Annotated in this window: 20 protein-coding genes; all 20 read right to left on the bottom strand. The window is 64.2% G+C overall.

Annotated features, from left to right (window positions below; all coding sequences use genetic code 11):
* Window positions 1-221: 221 nt before the first annotated feature.
* The gene (gene gloA2, locus ACVOL0_RS11095) at window positions 222-617 is read right to left on the bottom strand and encodes an SMU1112c/YaeR family gloxylase I-like metalloprotein (RefSeq protein ID WP_481549147.1); all 396 of its coding nucleotides are present in this window, start codon (window positions 615-617) and stop codon (window positions 222-224) included.
* Window positions 614-1,684: a serine hydrolase domain-containing protein gene (locus ACVOL0_RS11090; RefSeq protein ID WP_481549146.1), complete on the bottom strand. Its 1,071-nt coding sequence runs from the start codon at window positions 1,682-1,684 to the stop codon at window positions 614-616. The genes gloA2 and ACVOL0_RS11090 overlap by 4 nt, the downstream gene beginning before the upstream one ends.
* A gap of 20 nt (window positions 1,685-1,704) precedes the next feature.
* Window positions 1,705-3,606, bottom strand: a complete 1,902-nt coding sequence (locus ACVOL0_RS11085) for a DUF885 domain-containing protein (RefSeq protein ID WP_481549145.1) — start codon at window positions 3,604-3,606, stop codon at window positions 1,705-1,707.
* A gap of 147 nt (window positions 3,607-3,753) precedes the next feature.
* Complete coding sequence (locus ACVOL0_RS11080; protein ID WP_481549149.1) at window positions 3,754-4,431, bottom strand: DUF502 domain-containing protein; 678 nt, start codon at window positions 4,429-4,431, stop codon at window positions 3,754-3,756.
* Window positions 4,432-4,522: 91 nt separating this feature from the next.
* Window positions 4,523-4,984, bottom strand: coding sequence for a DUF4442 domain-containing protein (locus tag ACVOL0_RS11075; protein WP_481549144.1), 462 nt, complete (start codon window positions 4,982-4,984; stop codon window positions 4,523-4,525).
* Between the two features lie 57 nt (window positions 4,985-5,041).
* Window positions 5,042-6,685 carry a CHASE2 domain-containing protein gene (locus tag ACVOL0_RS11070; RefSeq protein WP_481549143.1) on the bottom strand — a complete coding sequence of 548 codons (1,644 nt, stop codon included), beginning with the start codon at window positions 6,683-6,685 and terminating at the stop codon, window positions 5,042-5,044.
* Complete coding sequence (locus ACVOL0_RS11065) at window positions 6,682-8,334, bottom strand: FecR family protein (protein WP_481549142.1); 1,653 nt, start codon at window positions 8,332-8,334, stop codon at window positions 6,682-6,684. The genes ACVOL0_RS11070 and ACVOL0_RS11065 overlap by 4 nt, the downstream gene beginning before the upstream one ends.
* 162 nt (window positions 8,335-8,496) lie before the next feature.
* Window positions 8,497-9,360, bottom strand: a complete 864-nt coding sequence (gene trxA / locus ACVOL0_RS11060; protein ID WP_481549141.1) for a thioredoxin — start codon at window positions 9,358-9,360, stop codon at window positions 8,497-8,499.
* Window positions 9,361-9,603: 243 nt separating this feature from the next.
* Window positions 9,604-10,338 (bottom strand): DUF2968 domain-containing protein, encoded by a 735-nt coding sequence (locus ACVOL0_RS11055; RefSeq protein WP_481549140.1) that lies wholly within the window; start codon window positions 10,336-10,338, stop codon window positions 9,604-9,606.
* Between the two features lie 134 nt (window positions 10,339-10,472).
* Complete coding sequence (locus ACVOL0_RS11050) at window positions 10,473-12,620, bottom strand: pilus assembly protein TadG-related protein (RefSeq protein WP_481549139.1); 2,148 nt, start codon at window positions 12,618-12,620, stop codon at window positions 10,473-10,475.
* Between the two features lie 8 nt (window positions 12,621-12,628).
* Entirely contained in the window at window positions 12,629-13,027 is a 399-nt protein-coding gene (locus tag ACVOL0_RS11045; RefSeq protein WP_481549138.1) for a DUF3613 domain-containing protein, read from the bottom strand.
* A complete protein-coding gene (locus ACVOL0_RS11040; RefSeq protein WP_481549137.1) occupies window positions 13,024-13,854 on the bottom strand; it encodes a tetratricopeptide repeat protein in 831 nt (276 codons plus the stop codon). Before ACVOL0_RS11040 ends, ACVOL0_RS11045 begins: the two co-directional genes overlap by 4 nt.
* A gap of 14 nt (window positions 13,855-13,868) precedes the next feature.
* The gene (locus ACVOL0_RS11035) at window positions 13,869-14,801 is read right to left on the bottom strand and encodes a type II secretion system F family protein (protein WP_481549136.1); all 933 of its coding nucleotides are present in this window, start codon (window positions 14,799-14,801) and stop codon (window positions 13,869-13,871) included.
* 37 nt (window positions 14,802-14,838) lie between these two features.
* The gene (locus ACVOL0_RS11030) at window positions 14,839-15,753 is read right to left on the bottom strand and encodes a type II secretion system F family protein (RefSeq protein WP_481549135.1); all 915 of its coding nucleotides are present in this window, start codon (window positions 15,751-15,753) and stop codon (window positions 14,839-14,841) included.
* Complete coding sequence (locus ACVOL0_RS11025; protein ID WP_481549134.1) at window positions 15,750-17,105, bottom strand: TadA family conjugal transfer-associated ATPase; 1,356 nt, start codon at window positions 17,103-17,105, stop codon at window positions 15,750-15,752. The genes ACVOL0_RS11030 and ACVOL0_RS11025 overlap by 4 nt, the downstream gene beginning before the upstream one ends.
* Before the next feature lie 2 nt (window positions 17,106-17,107).
* A complete protein-coding gene (locus tag ACVOL0_RS11020) occupies window positions 17,108-18,358 on the bottom strand; it encodes a CpaE/TadZ family protein (protein ID WP_481549133.1) in 1,251 nt (416 codons plus the stop codon).
* Window positions 18,359-18,385: 27 nt separating this feature from the next.
* Window positions 18,386-19,633: a type II and III secretion system protein family protein gene (locus ACVOL0_RS11015; RefSeq protein WP_481549148.1), complete on the bottom strand. Its 1,248-nt coding sequence runs from the start codon at window positions 19,631-19,633 to the stop codon at window positions 18,386-18,388.
* Between the two features lie 83 nt (window positions 19,634-19,716).
* Complete coding sequence (gene cpaB, locus ACVOL0_RS11010; protein ID WP_481549132.1) at window positions 19,717-20,775, bottom strand: Flp pilus assembly protein CpaB; 1,059 nt, start codon at window positions 20,773-20,775, stop codon at window positions 19,717-19,719.
* A gap of 30 nt (window positions 20,776-20,805) precedes the next feature.
* The gene (locus tag ACVOL0_RS11005; protein ID WP_481549131.1) at window positions 20,806-21,303 is read right to left on the bottom strand and encodes a TadE/TadG family type IV pilus assembly protein; all 498 of its coding nucleotides are present in this window, start codon (window positions 21,301-21,303) and stop codon (window positions 20,806-20,808) included.
* Complete coding sequence (locus tag ACVOL0_RS11000; protein WP_481549130.1) at window positions 21,296-21,829, bottom strand: A24 family peptidase; 534 nt, start codon at window positions 21,827-21,829, stop codon at window positions 21,296-21,298. The genes ACVOL0_RS11005 and ACVOL0_RS11000 overlap by 8 nt, the downstream gene beginning before the upstream one ends.
* Window positions 21,830-21,845 lie beyond the last annotated feature (16 nt).

Genomic DNA, 21,845 nt, shown 5'->3' with positions numbered 1-21,845 from the left:
GGGTCCCGCCGCCCCACCCGCCCGGGGGGTGTCTGCCCCGCCCGGGGGGGCCCCCCGCGGCCTTGGCCCCCCACCCCCCCCCCCCCCCGCGCCCCCGCGCCCCCGGGGAGGGTTGGGGAGGGGTTGGCTCTATTGCTTCTGATGTTGCGGTGGCTTCGCGGCGTTGTGGCTGCGCGGGGTGATGGGTTGCTCGGAAGGCCCCTGCCGAGCATGGTTCGGCACTACGGCGCCGGGCTCTCGTAGAGTTCCAGTGGCAGGTCGTCGGGGTCGGCGAAGAAGGTGAAGCGGCGGCCGGTGAACTCGTCCACGCGGATTGGCTCGCAGGCCACGCCTTCGCGCTGCAGATGCGCGACCACCTCATCCAATGCCGAAACGCGGAAGGCGAGGTGGCGCAAGCCGCAGGCCTCAGGGCGGCTGGGGCGTGCCGGAGGCTTGGGGAAGGAAAACAACTCCAGCTGGCTGCCATCTGGCAGGCGCAGGTCGAGCTTCCATGAGTCACGCTCGGCACGGTGGTTTTCGGCAATTACCTCAAGCCCGAGAATGCGCACATAGAAATCACGCGAACGCGCGTAGTCCGCTGCAATCACCGCGACATGATGGATGCCAAGCAGGCTCATCGCGCGGCATCCAGCCAGCGTCGGGCGATGTCGATGGCCAGTGCGTACGGTTCGGGTTCGTTGCGGTTGCTCAGCACGATCACCGTCAGCTTGTGCCTGGGATAACGCACGATCACATTGCGGAAGCCGATGCTCTCGCCGCTATGCCAGAGTGCATCGCCATTGATGCGCCAGCCGAAACCATAGAACGGCACGTCAGGCTCAGTGGTTTTCGTCGCCGGGCTGAAGGCCAGCCGCAGCGAAGTCGCCTTCAACAGGCGTTCGTCGTACAAGGCCGCGTCCCACTTGGCCAGGTCGTCGATCGAGGAATAGATGCCACCATCGCCAAGTACCGCGCTGGTGGTGCTCTGATCGGTACGCTGCCAGCGCCCTTCGATCTGGCTGTAGCCGTAGACGCGGTTGGGCACCTCATCGATGCCGTCCTGATGCGCGTAGGTGTTGTTCATGCCCAGCGGCAAGAAGATGCGCTGGCGCAGGAAGCTGGCGAAGTCGCTGCCCGAGGCCTTGCCTACCACCAATGCCAGCAGCGCATAGCCGCTGTTGCTGTAGCGGTAGTCGCTGCCCGGCGGGAAGTAGCTGCGGTTTTCCTTCTGCAGCAGTTGCAGCACGTCGGCGTCGTGGACCTGACGGGTGTCGGCTGGGTCCATCAGGTCTTCGTAGTCGAGCAGGCCGCTGGTGTGGCTGAGCAGCTGCCGCAGCGTCATCGTATCGGCCACTGCTGGCAGGCTGGGCAGCCATTTTTTCAGTGGATCGTCGATGCCGAGCTTGCCGTCCTCGGCCAACAGCAGGATGGCCGCGGCGGTGAACTGCTTGCTGACCGAGGCCAGCCGGAAGTTGCTGGCCGGGGTGACCGGAGTGCCGTCCTCGACCACGGCCAGTCCGTAGCTGCGGCGGAATGCGGGCTGGCCATCTTTCAATACCAGCACAGAAGCGCCGGGAACCTGGCCGTCGTAGCGCTGCATCAAGCCGTCGATGCCCGCATCAGGCGGAGCCAAGGGGGCGGCAGCGGCCAGGCTGGAGCACGCTAACAGGCAGAGCAGGGCGAGTCGGGGTTTCCAGCGTGGCATGGCAGCTCCTGGGTAGGTGATCAGGCTTTCTTGCTGGCGATCCAGCGGTCGATCTTGGCTTCAAGGATCTCCAATGGCATGGAGCCGTCCTTGAGGATTTCATGATGGAACTCGCGTGGGTCGAAGCGATCACCGAGTTCGGCCTTGGCCTTGTCACGCAGCAGGCGGATCTTGATCTCGCCTACGCGGTAGGCCAGGGTCTGGCCGGGCAAGGCCATGAAGCGCTCGACCTCGGAGGCGGCATCGGCGGCCGGAATGTCGGCGTTCTTGACCATGTACTCGGTGGCCTGCTGGCGGCTCCAGCCGGCAGCATTCAGGCCGGTGTCGGCGACCAGGCGCACGGTGCGCAGCAAGGTGGTCTGCAGATAGCCGAGCTGGTCGTAGGGGTCGTTATACAGGCCCAGTTCCTGGCCCAGGGACTCGGCATACAGACCCCAGCCTTCGACATAGGCAACATCGCCACCGAGGCGGCGGAAGCGTGGCAACGCGGCCAGTTCCTGCTGCGCGCCCAATTGGTAGTGATGGCCGGGAATGGCTTCGTGCAGGTATTGCATCGTCACCGCCCAGCGCTTGCGCGAGGGCAGATCGCTGGTGTTGACGTAAAGCACGCCAGGCTGCTGCCCATCGGCACTGCCGGGCTGGTAGCTGGCAGCGCTGGAAGTGGCGGCACGCTCGGCTTCCACTGCCTTGATCTCCAGGCTGGCCTTGGGCCGCTCGTTGAACAGTGCTGGCACGGCGGCATTCACCCGGACGCCGGTTTCGGCGTAGCGCGCCAGCAGGGCATTGGCGTCGCGGAACACGAACTGGCGGTCGTTGCGCATGGCATTGAAGGCTTTTTGCTGCGAGCCGCGGATCCTGGCCTGTTTCATCACCGCATCGATGCGCGCCTGCAGGTCCTTGACCTCCTGTTCGCCCAGCGCGTGGATCTCGGCCGGTGTGCGCGCCGGTGAGGTGCTGCTGGCGACATTGTGTGCGTACCAGGCACGGCCATTGGGCAGGGCGGCCATACCGTCGGTGCTGCGTGCCGCAGCCATGTACTCGGTGGCGATGAAGCCGCGCAGCGAGCGATAGGCCGGCATGATCCGGTTCTCGATCATGCGCTTGTATTCGGCTGTGATCCTGGCCTTGTCCTCGGCGGAGAACTCCGCTGGCATATTGCGGATCGGGCCCCAGAACAGGCTTTCTTCAGCGCTGGGTTTGATGACCGCATCGAGCTGCGGCAGCACTTTTTCCATCAACGCACGTGGCTGTACCACGCCGGCGGCCTTGCCTTCGCGCATGTTGGCGATAGCCTGGTCGAACAATGGTGGTATGCCGAGCGAGCGCTTGGACCAGTTCTCGTAATCCTTGACCGTACGGAACGGTTGCGCGCCCGCTCCGGAGCCCAGCACCGCGATGATGCTGGACAGGTTGTAGTACTGGTTGATCGGCAGCATCCAGGTCGGGTACTGCTCGCCGGCCAGCGAGACCTGTGCGTCACGCACGAAGATTTCGTAGCTCAGCAGGTCCTGGCCCTGCAGGCCGGTGGCGCCGACGGCCTGGACCTTGCCCAGCCATTCGACCATGAAGTCATGTGACTGCTGGCGCGAGGCCGCGGACAGGAAGTTGGGGAGCTGGTCGTTGTAGCGCGGGTCGCCCTGGAAGGTGGCCTGCAGCGGATTGAGCCGCATCGAGGCATCCCAGTATTCGTCATAGATGCGGTTGAGCTTGGCGGCGTTGTCCTGCTTGATCGGCAGCGGTACTGCTGCGGGCCTGCGCGGGGCCGGGCGCGGCGTGCTGCGCGGCTTCGGCTTGGCGGCGCGGCTCTGCGGCGCTGCCTGACGCTGGCTTTTCTTCTTGGCCGCATCGGCGGGGGCCGCAACGGACAGCGTCATGATCGTGGCAATGGCAAGCGCAAGCAGGCGCAAGGGGCTGGAAGGCATCAAGGTGTTCCGCAAATACATCGACCCGGGAGCTTGCCCGATATCAGCGGAGACGACCAGCCGTGGCGCGGATGAACACGCGCCGGTGATACAGCTCAGGTTATGCCCCATGCCCTGCGGCGGTTGCCGCAAGGCATGGGAGGAGACTTACCGGTCGGCCGAACGGGTGAAGGGGACGCTGTCGGGTGCGACCGCACCGCCGGAAATGATGAAGCTCATGGCCTGGTCCACGGTCCAGTCGGTAGGCGTGAGCATCTCCACCGGGACGATTTCCAGATAGCCGGAGGTCGGGTTGGGGGTGGTGGGCACATACACCGCGGCCAGTTCGCGGCCGGTGCCTTGTTCCTTGAGGACCCGGGTGACCAGGCCGATGGACTTCATGTCACGGTGCGGGAAGTCGATCAGCACCACCCGCTGGGTACTGCCGGGTTTGGTCTGCAGGATGTCCAGCAGCTTCTTGGCGCTGTCATAGATGATGCTGGCCAGCGGAATACGGCGGATCACCGCACCAAACCAGCGCAGCAGCTGCTGGCCGATCACCCGCCGGCTGAGGATGCCGACCAGCAGGATCACCAGCAGGGTCGCCAGCAGGGCAATGATGTCCTGCATCCACTCTGCCTTCACCCAACCCAGGTAGCCCGGGAAGGAGGCGGCAATGCGCTCGGACAGCGGCACCACCAAGGGGCTGCTGATACCGGAGAGCAGGACGAATACGAATTTGACGACCACCCAGGTCAACCAGATCGGCAGCAGGGTCAACAGGCCGGTAAGGAAAAGACGTTGCAGGGAGGGGCGGGGGGCGGGGGAGACGGCTTCGGGCGACATCCGCGAATTGTAGCGTTCGGGGGTCATCCGTATGTACGCCGCTGAACGCTGGAACGGCTGCGTTCAGAGAAATCTGTGTTGCTGCCTTGGCTCAGCCCGGTTGGCGCGCCTCGGGCTTGAGCCGCACGTAGACCTGCTTGCGCACCCGCGCCACCACCTCGCCTTGGGCATCGACCACATCGTTCTCGAACCAGTGCAGGTACTTGTCGCCATTGGCGGTGGCAGCCTTGACCTCATCAAGGGTGGCATCGTCCAGGCGGAACTCGGTCCACACCACACCACGGCCAGGTTTCAGGAACTCGATGGTGCCTGCCTTGTCCCAGACAAAGTAGCGGCTGCCCATGTTCTGCAGCAGGCACAGCATCCAGAACGGGTCGGTCATCGCGAACAGGCTGCCGCCGAAATGGGTGCGCACATAGTTCACGTTCCAGGGCCGTTGCCGCAGCTCGACCCGCACGTAGCGGTAGTCGGCGCTGATGGCGGTGACATGGATGCCGGCGAACAGGAACGGCGGCCACAGGTTGATGCCACGACGGAACAGACTGGCTTTCATTGCGGATGCGGGCGGACAGGGGAGTCGGAGTCTAACATTCGCTGGCGTATGGAAGGCTCAGTGTGGCCAAGGCGGGGCGATGCGATAACCATCGCGGCCAGCTTGCTTGGCCTGATACAGGGCCGCGTCGGCGGCCTCGAACAGGCGTGCCGGGCCGTCGTCTGGGCCGGGAAGTACGGTGCACAGGCCGATGGTGACGGTAGTCCTGGTCTTGCTGTGATGGGTCTTGTCGACCGGAATGGCGAGTTGGCGCACCCGGTTGATCAGGGTCTGAACCCTTTGCTCCGCGCCGGCCGGAGGCGTATCGGGCAGGATCAGGGCGAATTCGTCGCCGCCAAAGCGCGCGGCCAGGTCGCGCGGACGCCGCGCCATGTCCTCGATGGTGCGGCCCAGGTAACGCAGCAGGCGATCACCGACGTAATGCCCATGGGTGTCGTTGCAGCTCTTGAAATGGTCCACATCGATCAACAGCAAGGTCAATGGGCGGCCACTGCGGCGTGCAGCATCGGTTTCCCGGCGCAGGGTTTCCTCGAAGCGCATGCGATTGGCAAGGCCGGTGAGAGGGTCGCGGTTGGCCTGACGGCGCCAGTAGCGCATCTGCCACAGCGTCCAGAACAGCAGCATGCCGATGAAGCCCAAGGTTGCTGCTATCGGTGCGAACCACAGATTGGCGGCATGCAGCAGCGCCAGGCTCAGCAATATCGGCGCAGGGATGGCCAAGGCACCAAGCAACCAGCGTTGGCGGATGCTGGAGGTGATGCCGAGCGCACCCAGCACCACCAACAGCATCGTGATTGCGGTCTGCAGCAGGGGAGGCAGGGGGCGAATGGCGTTGCCGGCCAACAGCATCGAGGCGACGTTGGCTTGGTACTCGCTGCCGCTCATCCAGTTGTCGCGCGAGGTCGGGGTGAGCAAGCGCGGGGCGATGCCACTGGCGGTCATGCCGACGATCACCAGCCGATCTTTCAGCAGATTGGCGGGCACCCGGCCCTCCAGTACGTCGACATAGGACATCTGCGGAAAGCTGCCGGGCGGCCCCGCATAGCGCAGCCGCACGTAGTGGTCGCGATGCCATTGATAAGGTGAGTCGGCCTGGGGGGCTGGATCGACCGAGCCCGGCAAGGGGTCTTTGATGCCCGCCAGTGCCGCACCCAGCGCCAGCCAGTGGGGTGAGCCGATGCCGGCCCTGAGATACACGCCGCGCGCAACACCGTCGTCATCGATTTCTATATCGGTATGCGCCAAGGTGGCCGCCGCCTTGGCGATGGCAGGCACCGGCAGCAGTTCCTCGGGCACGGCCGCATAGCTGGCTGGTGCGGCCAGCACGGGCAGCACGACCCGGCCATTGCGGGCGATGGCGGCTGCCAGGGTATTGTCCTGGCTGCTGTCCCTGCGATCGGCTTCAGGCAGCATCAAGTCCAGCGCGACACGCTCCACGCCGGCTTGATGCAAGCGATCCAACAGCTGCGCATGGGTGCTGCGTGGCCACGGCCATTGGCCAAGTTGCTGCAGGCTACGGTCATCGATGGCGATGATCGCCAGGCGTGGGTCGGGTGAGTACCCCCAGTTGCCGACCAGCAGGTCGTAGCTGGCGACATCCTGTTGCCAGAACACCTTGGCATGGCTGAGCCAGCCGACCACCGCGGCGCAGCCAAGTACAAACAGCAGCCGAGCCTGCCAACGCGGTCGCAGCGGCCTCATAGCGCGAGCATCAGCAAGGCGCCAGCGCCGACGCCATAGCAGAGCCGGCAGCGCAGCTGGATCTGCTGCGGCGTGGAGAACGTGCCGGCATAGCCGTCGTCTTCGATGCTCTGCACGCGCACGTGCAGGGTGCCGCCGCGCCAAGGCTGCTTGAATGCGATCTCCGGCGTGTCCACATGTTCATCCAGCAGCAATCGGGAGAAATCCTGCTTGCGCGATATCTGTACACGGTAGTGGTGGGCAGCGCCATCGGCCGGCCAGCGCAGGGTCAGCAGGCCCCCGTGGTCCTTTGCGGTATCCAGCGGTGTGGCAACGGGCACATCACTGAGCTGCAGTGGCAATGCCTGGCCGTAGCGGCCGGGGCTGTTGTCGCCATCAACCGAGGCCAATCGCCAGAAATAACTGCCAGCCGGCAGCGGGCTGTGGATGCGCAGTTGCTGGCCGCTGGCCTGTTGTTCGACAACGGGCTGCAGGAAGTCGGGGTTGTCGGCGATCTGCAGCACGCTGCTGGTGGCGCCGGCTACCTTGGCCCACCGAAAACGTGGTTGCAGTTGGTGCACGGTTTGCCCGTGGAGTGGCGAAAGCGTCAATGGCGCGGGCAGGCCTTCGGGCACCGCGAAGTCATGCTCAGCGTCCAGGCCTTCAACGTCATCGGTATCGACGGCACGCACCAGCAGGCGCAGTTGGCCGGGTGGCAAGCTGTCTATCCGTATCCGGGGATCGCTCACCTCGCGGGCGAACAGCACGACGTCTGGCGTTGCCGCAAGCACGACTTCTACCCGGTAGCGCTTTGCCGCAGGCATTGATTGCCAGGCCGCCAGCAGCGGCAGCGGCTGCAGCCGCAACTGCGCTTGCAGCAATTGTGGGGCTGGAAGCAGGGCATGTGCCTGCGCAGGGGCAGTACCCGGTGCACGTATCAGGGTCGCATCGCCGCCGCCGATCAGCCGTTGCCCGGCATGATTGCCAACCTGCACGCGGCCCTGCAGCACTTCGGTGGCGGCCGGGTTGTCCTGATCACCGGCATTGACCCTGAACAAGGTGCCGCGCACGCTGCTGGTCGCGGTGGGAGTGGTGATGATGTAACGCGATGCGGGGCCGCGCGCTGGCGTCACCTGGTTGCTGTTGCGGCCGCGCTGCAGGCGCATGCGCGTATCCACCATGCCGGTAGCGCCATAGCTGCTGAGCTGGTCCAACTGCAGCAGCGAGTTCTCGCGCAGCTGCAGGCGCGAATCGTCGGCAAAGCTGAGGGTGACGCTGGCGTTGTCCCCGGTCTGCAACTGGCTACCGATGGGCAGCAGCATATTGACCTGCACGGGGCGGGTGCCGTTGCGTGGGTCGCTGACCTGGGCTTGGCCGCGCAATGCGACCACCCGTGCCGGTGCTGGTTGCACCCGCAGCCAGGCGATCGGGAAGCGCAAGCTCTGGCCGGGCGCGAGCCGATACGGATTCGCGATCCGGTTATGGGCTTGCAGTTGCTGCCACTGCACGTCGGACTTCAAGTAACGCGTGCTCAGGTCCCACAGCGTATCGCCGGGGCGTGCGCGGTAGGTCCAGTCCTCGGCATTGGCCAGCGTTGCCCAGCACAGCAGCAGCGCAGCGGCGAGCAGCTGCAGTGAGGACGGGCGAACGCCGATGTTGGTCACGGCCACTCAAGCTCCAGAAACGCGTGTCCGTTACGCTGACATCGTGCTGACTTCAACTTCATCGTGGTGCGGTCCATGTCGCTGTGGCGAGGGCCACAGCTGGATCATCCCCGAAGAGGTGCCAATTTTCGTGCAATTGACACGCAAATTGAACTGTCTTCCATCAAGTTAAAACAGTAGCGAAGACATCTTGCGGCGGTAACGGCCCACCAGATCTTCGTCTTCAATCACCCGGAACGCATCGATCAGCGCCTTCTTCGGTAGGCTTTCGCGGAAGCTGCGATCGATGCGCAGCATTTCGATGAACTGCTCCAGTGCGGCTTCGTCCTCGCCCGCCAGCAGGCGGTGGATGCCGAGCAGGTAGCGCGCTTCCAGGTCATTGCTTTCGTTCTGCACACGGGCTGCCAACGCGTCCGCGGCCGGTGCGTCCTGCAATGCGGCAGCAAAATCCAGGCGTGCACGGGCGCGGATGGCGCGGTCATCGGTGGCAAGGTTGGCTGGCAGGCCATCCAGCAGCTGCCCGGCCTCGGTGGTTGCGCCGGTCTTGAGCAACGCCATCGCCAGGTCGAGCTTGAGCTCGGCCTTGTCCGGTTCGGCGCTGATGGCCTCGCGCAATGCGGCGACTTCGGCCTGCGGGTCCAGCGGCAGTGCCTGCGTGTGTTCCTCGACGGCGGCAACCGCCTCGGCAGGCACTACACCGTGCTGTGTCAGGAACTCACGCAACTGGCCCTCGGGCATCGCGCCGGGGAATCCATCGACGATCTGCCCGTCCTTGATCAGGAATACCGTGGGTACCGAGCGGATCTGGAAGGCGGCAGCGACCTGTTGTTCCTTGTCGACATCGACCTTGGCCAGTTCGAACGCGCCATTGTATTCACCGGCGAGCTTTTCCAGCAGCGGCCCCAGGCTCTTGCAGGGCCCGCACCAGGTTGCCCAGAAATCGACCAGCACCGGGGTCTGCATGGATTTCTGCAGGACTTCGGCCTCGAAGGTTTCGGTGGTGGCCTCGAATACGTGGGGAAGATCGCTCATGGCTGGCTACGTTGCTGTCAGGAACATCCTTTATGGCGGCGGCGGGGCAGGTTCTCAAGCTTTTTGGGTACTGGCGAGGGAAATGGCAGCTGCGGCGGGCTGCAATTACCCGTGGTAGTGCCGAGCCATGCTCGGGAGGGGCTCTACCGGGAAAACCCTTGCCGAGCATGGCTCGGCACTACAAAAACGCCGCCTTTCCCGAGGGAAGGCGGCGTTGGCTTTCCAGCGCTGAAGTTTGCGGCCTCAGGGATGGCTGGCCGGTTCCTGGCTGGTGTGGATCACCGGGGTGGCCGCGGTAGCCGGAGCGACGCTGGGCGTGGCCGGCAGGGTCAACTCGGGATTGACCTGCTGCGCCTGCAGCGCCTTGATCTGCTGGTTCAAGGCTTCCAGCTGCGTATTGGTGGCGCGCAGGTCGGAGCTCAGGGCCACGGCCTGCTGCTTGCGCTCCTGCAAGGCGTTGCTGACCTGCAGCGACTGCTGGCGTTGCTGCTCCACTTCCTGTTGCAGACCGCGCAGGCGGCGCTCGTTCATCGCTACCAGCTTCTCGCTATAGCCCTTGCCGGCCTGTAGGCGGATGGTGTCCAGGTAGACCTGGGCCAATTGCTTGGTCTGCTCGGCGAAGGTGAGGTAGAGCGATTCGGCGTTCTCCACCGAGTCGGTACGGATCACCCGCCAGAACTCCTTCTCGTGGAACAGCGCCACGTAGTAGTTCAGTGAATCGGCGTGGAACAGCAGGCTGGCACCGTAGTTGCCGTTGTAGGTGGTGCGCAGCTCGGTGAGCTCGTGGTTGCCCATCAGCCGCTGCAGTTCGGCCACGGTATTGCCCACGGCGCTGTCTTCACTGTTGGCCGGGGCAGCCGGGACCTCGGCTTCGCCGCGCTGCCAACGTCCAGCCATCGCGGCAGGCGCCGTCAGCAGGCCGACAGCCAGAAGCAGTGCACAACCAAACCGGCTCGGAAGCATTTCGATCCTTGTCATAAGTCCTCGTAATTCCCCCGAATTGCGATGGCCGTCGCATTTCATGAATGCGCCTTGTTCGTACCCGAGCATAGCACGCGATCTGGCGCTGGAAAGCATTGCGGTGTGGACGTCTACACTGTCCAGGGTGGCCCTCATTCGACCAGCTGGCTGCGGCCGCACTGGATCGACTGCATATGCACGTCGGTACGGCCCAGTTGCAGGCCCAGCACGTCCGACAGCAGCTTTGAGAGCAGGTTGCCGACGCCGTCGAGCAAGGGCCGCAAGGTGTTGTCGATAACCGGTTTGAGCAGCAGGCACAACACGCTGCCGCAGCTGCCGCTGCCGGTCACCGGGTTGTAGCCACCGCTGCCGCTGAGGCCGCCAGGCTTGGTCTGCAGGTACTTGGCCAACGAGTTGCTGACGCAGTCGTTGAAAGCAAGGCCTGCGATCAGGCCCTGGCAGGAGGTCAGCCCGAGTACGTCGAGCAGGCCGCCGAGCACGCTGGGCTTGCTGATCGTGGTTTCGTAGAGAAAGCCCTGCCAGACGTCGCCCTGCACTTTTTTCGGCGTGCAGCCCAGGAGCCAACTGTCGCAGGTCGGGATTTCGGTGGTCCAGCTGCCCAACGCCGGCAGGTTGGCATCGCTGTTGCCGTTGGTCAGCGCCTGAACCACGACGGTGGGCTGATAAAGGCCATTCTTCTTGGTGGCCTCCAGGTACTGCACGGCCAGATCCTTGGCCGCGTCGCTGCTGTTGCCTTGCGGTGCGAACAATGACTGCACGGTGCCGAGCAAGGCGTCGACCAGGTCGGAGACAAGCTTGCCTACCTTCAGGTCATTGGGTTTGACCGTGCCGGTCTGGCCTGCGCTCAAGGTCAGCTGATCGCGTTGTGACAGGGCTTCAAGGGAAATTTTCTTGTTGAGTACGTCGCGGCCGAGCAGGCTGACCAGCGTCTCGTTGCCCAGCCCGGTGCGGCACAGCTCACGCGTGGAGTCCCAAGGCGTGGTGGCCTTGCCGATGCAGACATTGGCAATGGCGCTGGTGACGTCGACAGTGGCCGTCGTTGGCTGGGATGAGCAGTTGATAGCGGTGAGCTGGCCAAAGCCGTCGATCACGTCGATATAGGTTGGCAGCTTGATGCGCGTACCCAGCCAGCTCAGTACCGTGCCGAGCGCGGGAATCCGTTGCGAGTCGATATCCAGGAACAGGCGCACCTGGCTGTTGTAGGCGGTGGTGCCGACCGGGCCGATCCCGATCGAGGCCGGTTCGACAATGCTGGCTTTGGCTTTGAGCAGGCCAAGCAGGTCCAGCTGCGGCACCTCCACGGCATGCTTGGCATTGGCGATGGAAATGCTGGTGCCGAGCAGATCCAGTGCATTGAGGTCCACATCCAGTGCGCCGTTGGCCGCCTCGCTGCCGCCGGCAATCTTGGCGAACAAGCCGCCGCTGCTGGCGGTGGAGCCCAATTGCACCAGGGCATTGCTGATGCCGGCGCCAAGCAGCTTCTGCTGCAACAGGCGCAGATCAACCCCGGCCAGCCCTTGCTGGCTGGCCAGCGTGGCCATGACTTCGAGCAGCTTGCCGACGGAGACCTGGTTGGCGGCGAGCAGGCTGTTCAATTCGCCGACATTGAGGTCGGTGGCAACCGGAATGCCCAATGCCTGCAGCAGACCACGTGGGGTGACCTTTACGTTGGCCAAGCCTTGGTAGCTGGCGATCTGGGTTTGGGTCAGGTCGACACCGACCAGTCGTAGTATTCCCTGCAGTGGCGCATTGCTGTTGGTATTGAGCAGCCGCGAGCCAACGCTGAAAGCGGCTTGCGGTGCTGTGCGCTTGGCAACGGCGGTGGCGCTGATACGTGGTAGGGAGGTGAGCTGACCCAGCAGCGGCACGGCCTGCCGTGAGGCGGTGACCTGTACCGCATTCAAGGGACGGCTGCTGGAAACGCCGACAAAACGCGCGCCGGGTGCGAGCTCGGCACCCCAGTAGCCACAGTTGATCGCCAGTTGACCGGCAAACTGATTGTCGGTGACCGCGTTGTTGCGTGCAGCCAGGTTGTCGTTGTAATCGGTGCTGCACAGTTCGAGTCGCTGCGCGCCGGCCAACGCAGCCAGGTCGGCAGTCTTCTGTACGTCGCGCTTGCTCCAGTACAGATAGCCAACCTCGACCAGGCCAAGTATCACCACCAGCCCCAACAGCAGCAACAGCATGGGCAAGCCTGCCCCGCCACGTTGGCGCGTGCTGTTGGATGGATCGCTGGGCGCACGTGACAATGAAAGTGATGGCCGGCGCGGGCTGTACATGGTGGGCCTCAGCGGCTGCCGCCGCCTTGCTTGGGGTTTGGGAGCGCTGCTTCGAAGTACTCCGGGATGGGGTGATCAAAGCTGTTGAGATAGCGTTGGTAGCTGCGACTTGCGGCTTCGCCGAGCATCGGCAGTGCAGTGCCGGGACGGTTGTTGTCGGCCTGCAGTTGCAGCAGGGCGCGGGTGGTGTCACCCACCTGTGTACGTGGCAGATCGGCGAAGGTGGTGGCCGCCACGGTCGTGGTCGTGGCGGCTGTGGCACCAATCGCTGGAGCTGCGCTTGGGCTGGCTGGAGTACTGGTATCGGCCATGCGCTCGATCAACGGTGCGTGCTGGGCTATTGCGGATGCGCAGCTGCCTAGTGTGCCCAGCAGCAAGGCAGCGGCAATGGATGCCGTTCGGATCATGGCGTTACCTCCTGCGAAGTGGTCGACGAGGGGCTGAAACGATCAAGCATCGAGGCGGGCGGGCGCGATACATGCCGGCCGTCGCTTGCCGGCTGCTGCACGGCCAACGTGGTCACACCGCTTGCCGCTGTTGCAGCAGGAATGGCAGCGGCTACCGGCTGTCGCAGGGTCTGCGCGAGCCGATGGATTTCGTTCCGGGTCGGTGGCGGCAGGTCCGCCCGTTGCATCATGCTTTCCGCCGTCGCTGCCTGCCCGGACAACAATGCCCATAGCGCGAGGTTGGAAATGGCGCGGATATTGTCCGGGCCCAGTTCGGCGGCCTTGGCCAACGGTGCCCGTGCCTGTTCCACCTGACCTGCCTGCAATAGTGCAAACCCAAGGTCGCCGAGGTAAGCGACGTTGAGTGGCTCGGCACGCACCGCGTTGTCGAGCGCAAGCTGCGCGGCGGCGTGGTCACGCACGCCGGCTGCGATCAACCCCAGCCCATGCCAGGCCGCTGCGGCCTGGCTACCCTTGGTCAAACTGCGATAGATGCTGGCTGCGGTTACATCGTCACCGGTTTCGCGCAATGCATTGGCTTGCAGGATGCGCAGTTCCGGGCTGTCGCCGAAGCGTTGCCGGAAGGCGTCTATATGCGCCAATGAGGCGTAGTAGGCACCTTGTTGCTGCATCTGTTTCAGCAGCCCCAGATACATGCCACGATCATCCTGCGGCGCTTCCACCAGCGCAGGTTCAACCGGCGGCTGCTTGTAGGCGGCATGGTTGCCGCCACAGCCAATGAGCAGGGCAGGGGTCAGGACGATCAGTAGAAATGCTTTGCTGTTCATCAGGTCCGCTTTCATTACATTCCCTTGATCGCAGCGGCCAGCGAAATAATGGCCGGCCCGGCCAGTACCAACATCAATGCCGGCAGCAAGGTGATCATCATCACCACGGTCATCTTCACCGAGAGCTTGCCGACCTTCTCTTTCATCTTCATGCGGCGCTGCTCGCGCAGGCGCATGCCGAACTGCTTGAGTGGCTCCTGCACCGCGCCGCCGTGCTGGTGCACCTGCAATATCATCTGTATCAGGCTGCGCAGGTCGTCGTTGTCGAAGGAATCGGACAGGCGCCGCAATGATTGCGCACGGCTGCGACCGCGGCTGTAGCTGGCATTGGCGAGCTGCAGTTCGCGACCAAGTACCGGGATGGCGATGTACAGCTTCTCGCCAACCATCTGCAGGCTCTGGTCGATGCTGAAACCGACACCTTGCAGCAGGCGCAGCAGGTCGATCAGCAAGGGCAGCTCTTCATCCACTTTTCTGCGCAGGCGTCCGGCCCAGCTGCGCAGCAGCAGTTTCGGCAGCAGGATGCCAAGCGCAAAACCAACCAGCAGGACGATGAGCATGTCGCTGCCATGCGGGCGCAGCAGCAGTACGGCGATGAATGGCATCAACAAGGCAAGCAGCAGCCGGGTGGCAAGGAAGGCGGCGGTGCCGGTGTTGTGGTTCCAGCCGACCTGTTCCAGCAGCAGCTTGTCTTCGGGAGCCAGCAGTGCTTTCTGCACGCGACTGCCATCGAAGTGCTGGCCGATGGCGGCGAGGTCGCTCAGGCGTTGCCGCCACCAGCCCTTTTCAGGTGCGCTGTCCTGCTCCACGTGCTGGGCAGTGTCCAGTGCGCTCTGCAAAGCGGCCCCGGCTTGTTGACTGCGGCGCCCGCGGTAGAGCAGGCCGGCCGCAGCCAGCACCAGGGCCAGTACCACCAGCATCATGGCGATGGCGTAGAGCTGGTTCATGCAGGGCTCCGACGGAGATGAGGGGCAATTGACGACGTCATAGCGATTTGGCCAGCCGGTACAGCAGGAAGCCGCCGCACAGCTCAAGCAGCACCGCGATCAGCAGGATCTTCTTGCCGAGCGGCTCATGGAACATGGGTTGGAAGAAGTCCGGACTCATCAAGGCCATCGACAAGGCCGCGCCCACCGGCAGCAAGGCCAACACCCAGGCGGACATGCGGGTCTCGGAAGTGGTTGCCTGCAGTTCGCGCTGCACTTCTTCCAGATCGCGCATGAAGTCGCTCATGCGCTGCAGGATCTGATCGCTGCGTCCGCCGATGCGGATGCTGGTACCCAGGATCACCGCCAGCATTTCCAGGGGCCGCAAGCGGTAGGCCTGCGCGGCGTGTTGCAGGGCGCGGTCCAGGTCCATGCCTGCGCGGGTATAGGTCAGTGCGTTGTCGAGAATGGGGCGCAGCGGTGGATCGACATTCTGGGTGGCGCTCTGGAAGGCCATCGACAAGCTGTTGCCGATGCCGGCCATGCGCACCATGTTTTCGAGGAAATCCGGCATCTGCGCGACCAGCCGCTGCTGGATCCTGTCGATGCGGCGGTACAGCCACAGGGCCACGGCCAGCAGATACAGCGCCAATACGAACGCGCCAAACCAGGCGCTGCCAAGGCGCAGGCCAGCGCCGATGGTGACGGCGATGCCGGGCAGTGCGATCAGGATCAAGGTGCGCACCGAGTCTTTCAATCCGGCCCGCCGCAGCACTGCGGCCCAGCGTTTGCCCGTGGGGCGACTGTTGCGTGCTTCATCGGCGGCCCGCTGCGGATCTGGCTGCGACAGCCGGGTATCGGCGTGGCTGGCGGCGGCGCGCTGTTGCACGCGGGTAGCCAAACCCCACCACAGGCCCATTGCCAGCGCTACCAGCAGCACCGCAAAGCTCCCTAGCAGCAGGGGCAGCATCATGAAGGGAAGCTTCCCATGTTGGCCTCGCGCAGTTCCTGCCGGAACGGCTCGAGCTTGTGGCAGTGTGGGTGGAAGCCCAGGCCTATCCAGCGATCACGCTCGCGGTTTTCCTGGTCGAACCAGGCTTCGTGCTTGAACAACTCCTGGCTGGTGATGACGTTGTCGCTGACGCCGGTGATCTCGGTGATGGAGACGATCACCCGGCGGCCGCTGCCCAGTCGCGAGATCTGCACGATGAAGTCGATGGCGCCTGCGATCTGCCGGCGCAGGCTGTCTTCGCTGCCCTGGAAGCCTGCAAAACCGGCCAGCATTTCCAGTCGGTACAGGCAGTCGCGGGCGTTGTTGGCATGCACGGTGGCCATCGAGCCGTCGTGGCCGGTGTTCATCGCCTGCAGCATTTCCAGCACTTCGGCGCCGCGCACCTCGCCGACCACGATACGGTCAGGGCGCATGCGCAGGCTGTTGCGGACCAGCTCGCGGATGCTGACCGCGCCGCTGCCGTCAAAGCCGCCCATGCGTGATTCAAGCCGCACCACGTGCGGATGGTTGAGGGCGAGCTCGGCGGTGTCTTCGACGGTAATGACGCGCTCGTTATGCGGGATAAAGGTTGCCAGCGCGTTGAGCAGTGATGTCTTGCCGGAGCTGGTGCCGCCGGAGATCAGGATGTTGCAGCGGCCGCGGACCATTGCGTTGAGCAGTGCGTACATCGGCTTGTCGAAGGCGCCGCGCCCGAGCAGCTCATCGGGGGTGAACGGGTCCTTGCGGAACTTGCGGATCGACACCATCGGCCCGTCAACGGCCAAGGGCGAAATGATGGCGTTCAGGCGACCGCCATTGGGCAGGCGCGCGTCGACCATCGGATTGGAATCATCCAGGCGGCGGCCGAGCGGGGCGATGATACGGCGCAGGATACGCAGCAGGTGGCGGTCGTCGCCGAAGCGCTGGGTCGAGCGCCGCAGCATGCCGCCGGCCGAGACGTGTACGTCCTTGTAGCCGTTGATCAGGATGTCTTCGATCTCCGGGTCGTGCAGCAGATCATCCAGCGGACCAAAGCCGGTAAGTTCTTTCTGCAAGGCGCTGGCAACGGCTTCCATCTCATGGGCGTTGACCGGGATTTTCCATTCCTTGACGAAGGCTGCGGTCTGCGTGCGCACGAATTTGCCGATGGTTTCAGGCGACCAGGAGTCGATATCGACGCGCTGATCCTCGACATGATTCAACAGGTATTCGTGTGCGGCCGACAGGACGGTCTGGAACTGCTCGGTCTGCTCGAACGGCACGTTCGGCGCCGGCTCCACTGACAGTGCTGCTGCGGCGATGCGCGGGGACAAGGGGGTGACTTTGTCTTCCATTGTTATCTACCCAGCAGATTGGCGAGGCGAGCCAGCGGTGAGGCCGGTACGGTGGTTTGTGGCGTTGCCAGGCGGCGCTGGCCCAGGCGTGCCAGCAATGGCTGCAAGGCCTTGAGGTAGGGGTCGCGTGGCGCCGCATCGGTCAGGAGGCGGCCCAGTCCTGCGTTGGAACGCAGCACCCGTGAGCGGTCGGGGATGGTGGCCAGCAGTGGCAGGTTGAAGCGCTGCGCGATCTGGGTGTCGGCCAGCCCCCCATTCGGGTCGAAGCGATTGACGATCAAATGCAGGCGCTCATCGCGCAGGCCACGGCTTTCCAGTTCGCGCATGGTCTGGTCCAGCGATACCAACGAGCCGATTGCCTGGTCGGTGACCAGCCAGACCTCGGACGCGCTCTTGAGCAGGGTGGTGGGCAGCAACTGCACTGGCAAGCCGCCGACATCGCACAGGCTCAGCGGGAAGACGCTGCGCAGACGGTCGAGCAGGGAGATGGGCTCATGCTTTTTCAGCAGGCTGCCGCTGGCGATGCCGAGCACGGCCATGCCGCTGGCATGGTGGGCAAACGCGGTGCCGGCGAAGGTGCGATCCATCCGCTCGACGCTGCGCAGTGCTTCTTCGTAGCTGAAGTGGCTTTCCATACCCAGGTAGAGCGCAGCGTCCGCAGCGGGTTGGCCAAGATCGATGAGCAGCAGCCATCCCTGCAGACCTGCGATATCGGGTGAGACCGGGTTCTGCTCGGCCAGGCTGACGCCGAGATGAGTCGTCAAGGTGCTGGTGCCGACGCCAGGGCGTACGCCCAGCAGCACGATCAGGCGGCCATCCGCGCGCAGTTCCGGTGTGGCGGCCGCGCGCACCGGGCTGGGGGCCGCGCCGACGCGCTCGAACACCTCCAGCATCTGCGCCGTGCTGTTGTCGATATCGACGAAGTCACATACGCCTGCGCGCATCGCCGCCAACAGGTGTGCAGCCTGTTCCGGGCCGGTGGTGCCCAATCCGATCAGTGCCGGGCAGCCAGGCAAGGCATGCAGTTGTCGGGCTATGTCGGTGGAATAGGCTGCATTGCCACCGCAATAATCGAGCAACACGAATGCCGAGCCGGCAGCGGCCTCGAGCAGCTGACGCGGGTCGGTTTCGCGGCTATCGACCCAGCGCAGATTGGCCTGCCCGGCGAGTACGGAACCCAGACGCGCCATGTGGCGGTTGTCCGGTGCGTACAGCAGCAGATTCAATTCGGGATGGTGCTGGGTCTGGGGCAAGGGCATCACCGGGGGCATGGGGGCACTTCAGCGTGAGAAGCCAGGAAGTTGGTCGGGGCTGGCCGGGTGCAGCAACCACGCACCCCAGACCGGCAGTTTGGGTTGCGCTTCGCGTTGACCAGGCAAGGGTATTTGGGTGCCACGCGCCAACGGCTTCACCAGACGCGGCGTCACCACGATGACGAGCTCCTTGTCTTCGCGCTTGTAGCTGAGGTTGCGGAAGAACGAGCCAAGCACCGGAATGTCGCCCAGCAGTGGGATCTTGTTGACGTTGGAGGACAGCTGGCTGCTGACCAGCCCGCCGATGACGAAACTCTCCCCGTCGCCCAGTTCCACCGTGGTGTCGGCGCGACGCGTGGAGATTGCGGGAATCTGGGTGCCGTCCAGGGTGATGCCGCGGGTGTAATCCAGGTCACTGGCTTCCGGAGCCACCTTCAGTGCGATACGGTCGGCTGACAGTACCGTGGGGGTGACGGTCAGGCCGATGCCGAAAGGTTTGAAGGTCACCGTGGTGGTGCCAAGCCCTTGTGGTTCAAGAATCGGCAGTTCACCGCCGGCAAGAAAACTCGCGCTCTGGCCTGACAGGGCTACCAGCGTCGGCTCGGCAAGCACCCGCGCCATGCCATTGGCCTGCAGCAGATCGATGTTGGCGTCCCAGGCGCCGGGAATGGATTTGGCTACCAGCTTGAATGCCGATGAAAGTGCACCACCGTCATTGCTGCCGCTTGGTGAGGTGATGCCGTAGCTGAAGCCGCCATTGATGTTCTTGAAGCTGATGCCGACCTGGCGCAGTACGCTCTTGTTGAATTCCACCACTTTGACTTCAACCTGTACCACGCCGCCGCTGGCAATGGTCGCGGCGTCGCTGATCATGCCTTTGTCGCCGATGGCCGAGGCGGCTGCCTTGCGCCGCGCTTCATGTTCAAGCAGCGATGGTGCGCTGCCTGAGAGCAGGGCCTGGCCGCCTTGTACGGTGAGTTGGTTGCCGCTGCCATCCAGCAGGCCGCCCTGGACCGCGTTGCGCACTTCAACCCGGATGCGCGTTGGTGCTGCCTGCTTCTGCAGCCACAGCAGCAGGGTGGTGCTGCCGGCGGACTTGCCCACCAGCAAGGCTTCGCTGTTGCGCCCGATGCGGGTGATATCGGCGATGGAAGGATCGGCGATGGCGATCCGCTCGACGCCTGCGGGCAGGTTCCAGGGGCGCTGCTCGTTGAGTTCGAGCACAACGCTGTTGCCGCTTGTCTGTGCCCGCGCGGTTTGGGTCAGTGCTGGCATGAAGCCACTCACCCCCAATAGCACCAAGGTGAGCACCGCAGATGCAGTGATGGAAGAACGTTGGCGCAAGAGGATTCCCCCGGTCATGGCGAAGACTGCGGATTGGATGGGGTCGTGCCGCGGATGATCTCGATGCCTTGGCGCGCAGCTGGACGTGGCCCGCGATTGCGTCGCGGTGGGCTGGACGAGGCGATTGCGGTGGCCGCGCGACCAGTGTTGTCGCCAGCCAACGCGTTCAGATCGATGCCGGCGTAGGCGCGATTCTCGGGGCGCGAGGCAGCTTCCGTGGCGCTCTCGTCAAGATTGCCGCGCAGCGCCAGAACCGGTGCGGGCGCTGCAAAGATTGACTCATCCGCCAATCCGGTATCGCCGGGATTGCGCAGGGCCAGGAACAGTTTCCCGCTGTGCGCGGCCAGCAATAGACGCCCCGCATCCTGCACTGGAACGGCCAGGATCGCACTGCGCGCCTGTGCCGCATCCGGGTTTGTTGAGCTGCTGTTGCGGCCATCGCGTGATGCGATGGTTTCGGCGCGGCTGCCCGGCTCGGGCGGCAGGCCACCGACCTCGTTGTTGTGCTCGCCGCGGCTGGTATTTGCCTGGCCTACATCGGCGCTGCCGTAGCCCAGTACCTGCAGGCGTGAGAGCAGTAGCCGTGCCTGTGTATTGGCCTGGCCGCTGCCTGCCGACGATGGGTCCTGCAGACTCATGAACACATCGACATAGTCGCCGGGCGTGACCCGGTTGCTGACACCGGCGAGCTCGTCAACCGGCACCGCCACCGCACGCTCGCCGGGTTTGATGCCAATGGCGATGCCTTGCAGCAATTGTTCGCTGCTGATCATGGCACCAGCAGGGATGTTGCTTGCCGGCGTGCGTCCCTCCACCTCGCTGATGGCGGTGTAGCCATTGGCCGGTGGCAAGGCCATTTCGGTGATGCTGAGGTCCGCTGCGCTGATCGGTTGGCCGGCGGGCAGCTCCTTGCTTGCGACCACCATCATCCGTTTGGGTGGATTGGCCGGTAGTGCCGTGCTGCTGACTTCGGTGGTCGGCGTCGCGCGCCGCCCGATTCCGAAGGCCAGCACCATCAACAGTGCCGCCACGGCCAACAGCAGGATTGCAGCTATGCGTATTGCCTTGGGCATCTTGAAGCTCCTCCCCCTTGGAGTCCGCGTTCAGCGGTCGCCTAGATCCAGTTGAACAACGGCGGTACTGCTCAGTGATTTGCCCATGGTCCAGCCCATCAAGGTGCCAGTGCCTGGCATGAAGGGATGCGCATCATGGTCGTACGAGGTGGTCACCTTGATGCACTTGACAGTGCTATCGGCGGCGCAGGCATAAGGTTGAGAGACTGCGATCGGCGCCGCACTGGCGCTGTTGCAGGCGGCTGATGTCTTGGAGTAGTTCAGCAGCCATTGCATCGAACGTGCTGCCGCCTGGCAGGCATTGCTGCGGCGTTCTGCGGTAGTGCCGTAGCGCAACGATGCGCGTGCCCCCTCGCCGGCGGCCAAAGCCAGCGACTGTTGTGCGGCAAAAATCATCACGCCGGTGAAGGTGATGAACAGCAGCGGCAATACGCCAAACATCATCATCAAGGCGAACTCGATGGTTACCACGCCGCGCGCCCGATGCCGGCTTGGATGCTGCCGGTGGGGAAACGGAAACCTAGGCATGCGCACCTCCCTGCAATACAACAGCTATCAGTGCCAGGCCCATGTAGGCGGCATAGGGAATGCCACGCCGACCACCGCGTGCAGAGCGCAGATCCATCTGCCAGTCATGGAAGATGGCCGGGCCGTGCAGTGATTGAACCGCTCGTAAGAGCCGGGGCGGTGCATACAGTGCTAGCGAAGGCCATGCGATGAGGAGCAGCGCGTGGGCTCCGGCAGCAAGGCTGGCGATGACCCAGACCGGTAGCAGCACGCTGCTTCCGAGCAGAAAGCCGATGACGGAAAACAATTTCACGTCGCCCGCGCCCATCCAACCGATGGCGTAGAACGGTAGTAGTACCGCCAGTCCGAGTGCGCCACCAAGCAGGCAATCGACGAACGGCGGTGGGCTTCCGATCTGCAACAGCTGCATCGTTGTTGTGCAGGACAACACGGCCAGCAGTGCCCGGTTTGAAACGCGCCTGGTCATCAGGTCGCTTATGGCGACCTGAGCCCCGAGCAACAGCGCGACCAGGTAGGCAAAGGTCATGTTGGTGGCCTCGTGC

The sequence above is a fragment of the Stenotrophomonas sp. STEN021 genome (assembly GCF_056760175.1).
The sequence above is the reverse complement of the archived record's forward strand: the minus strand, read 5'-3'. Positions and strand labels throughout refer to the sequence as shown.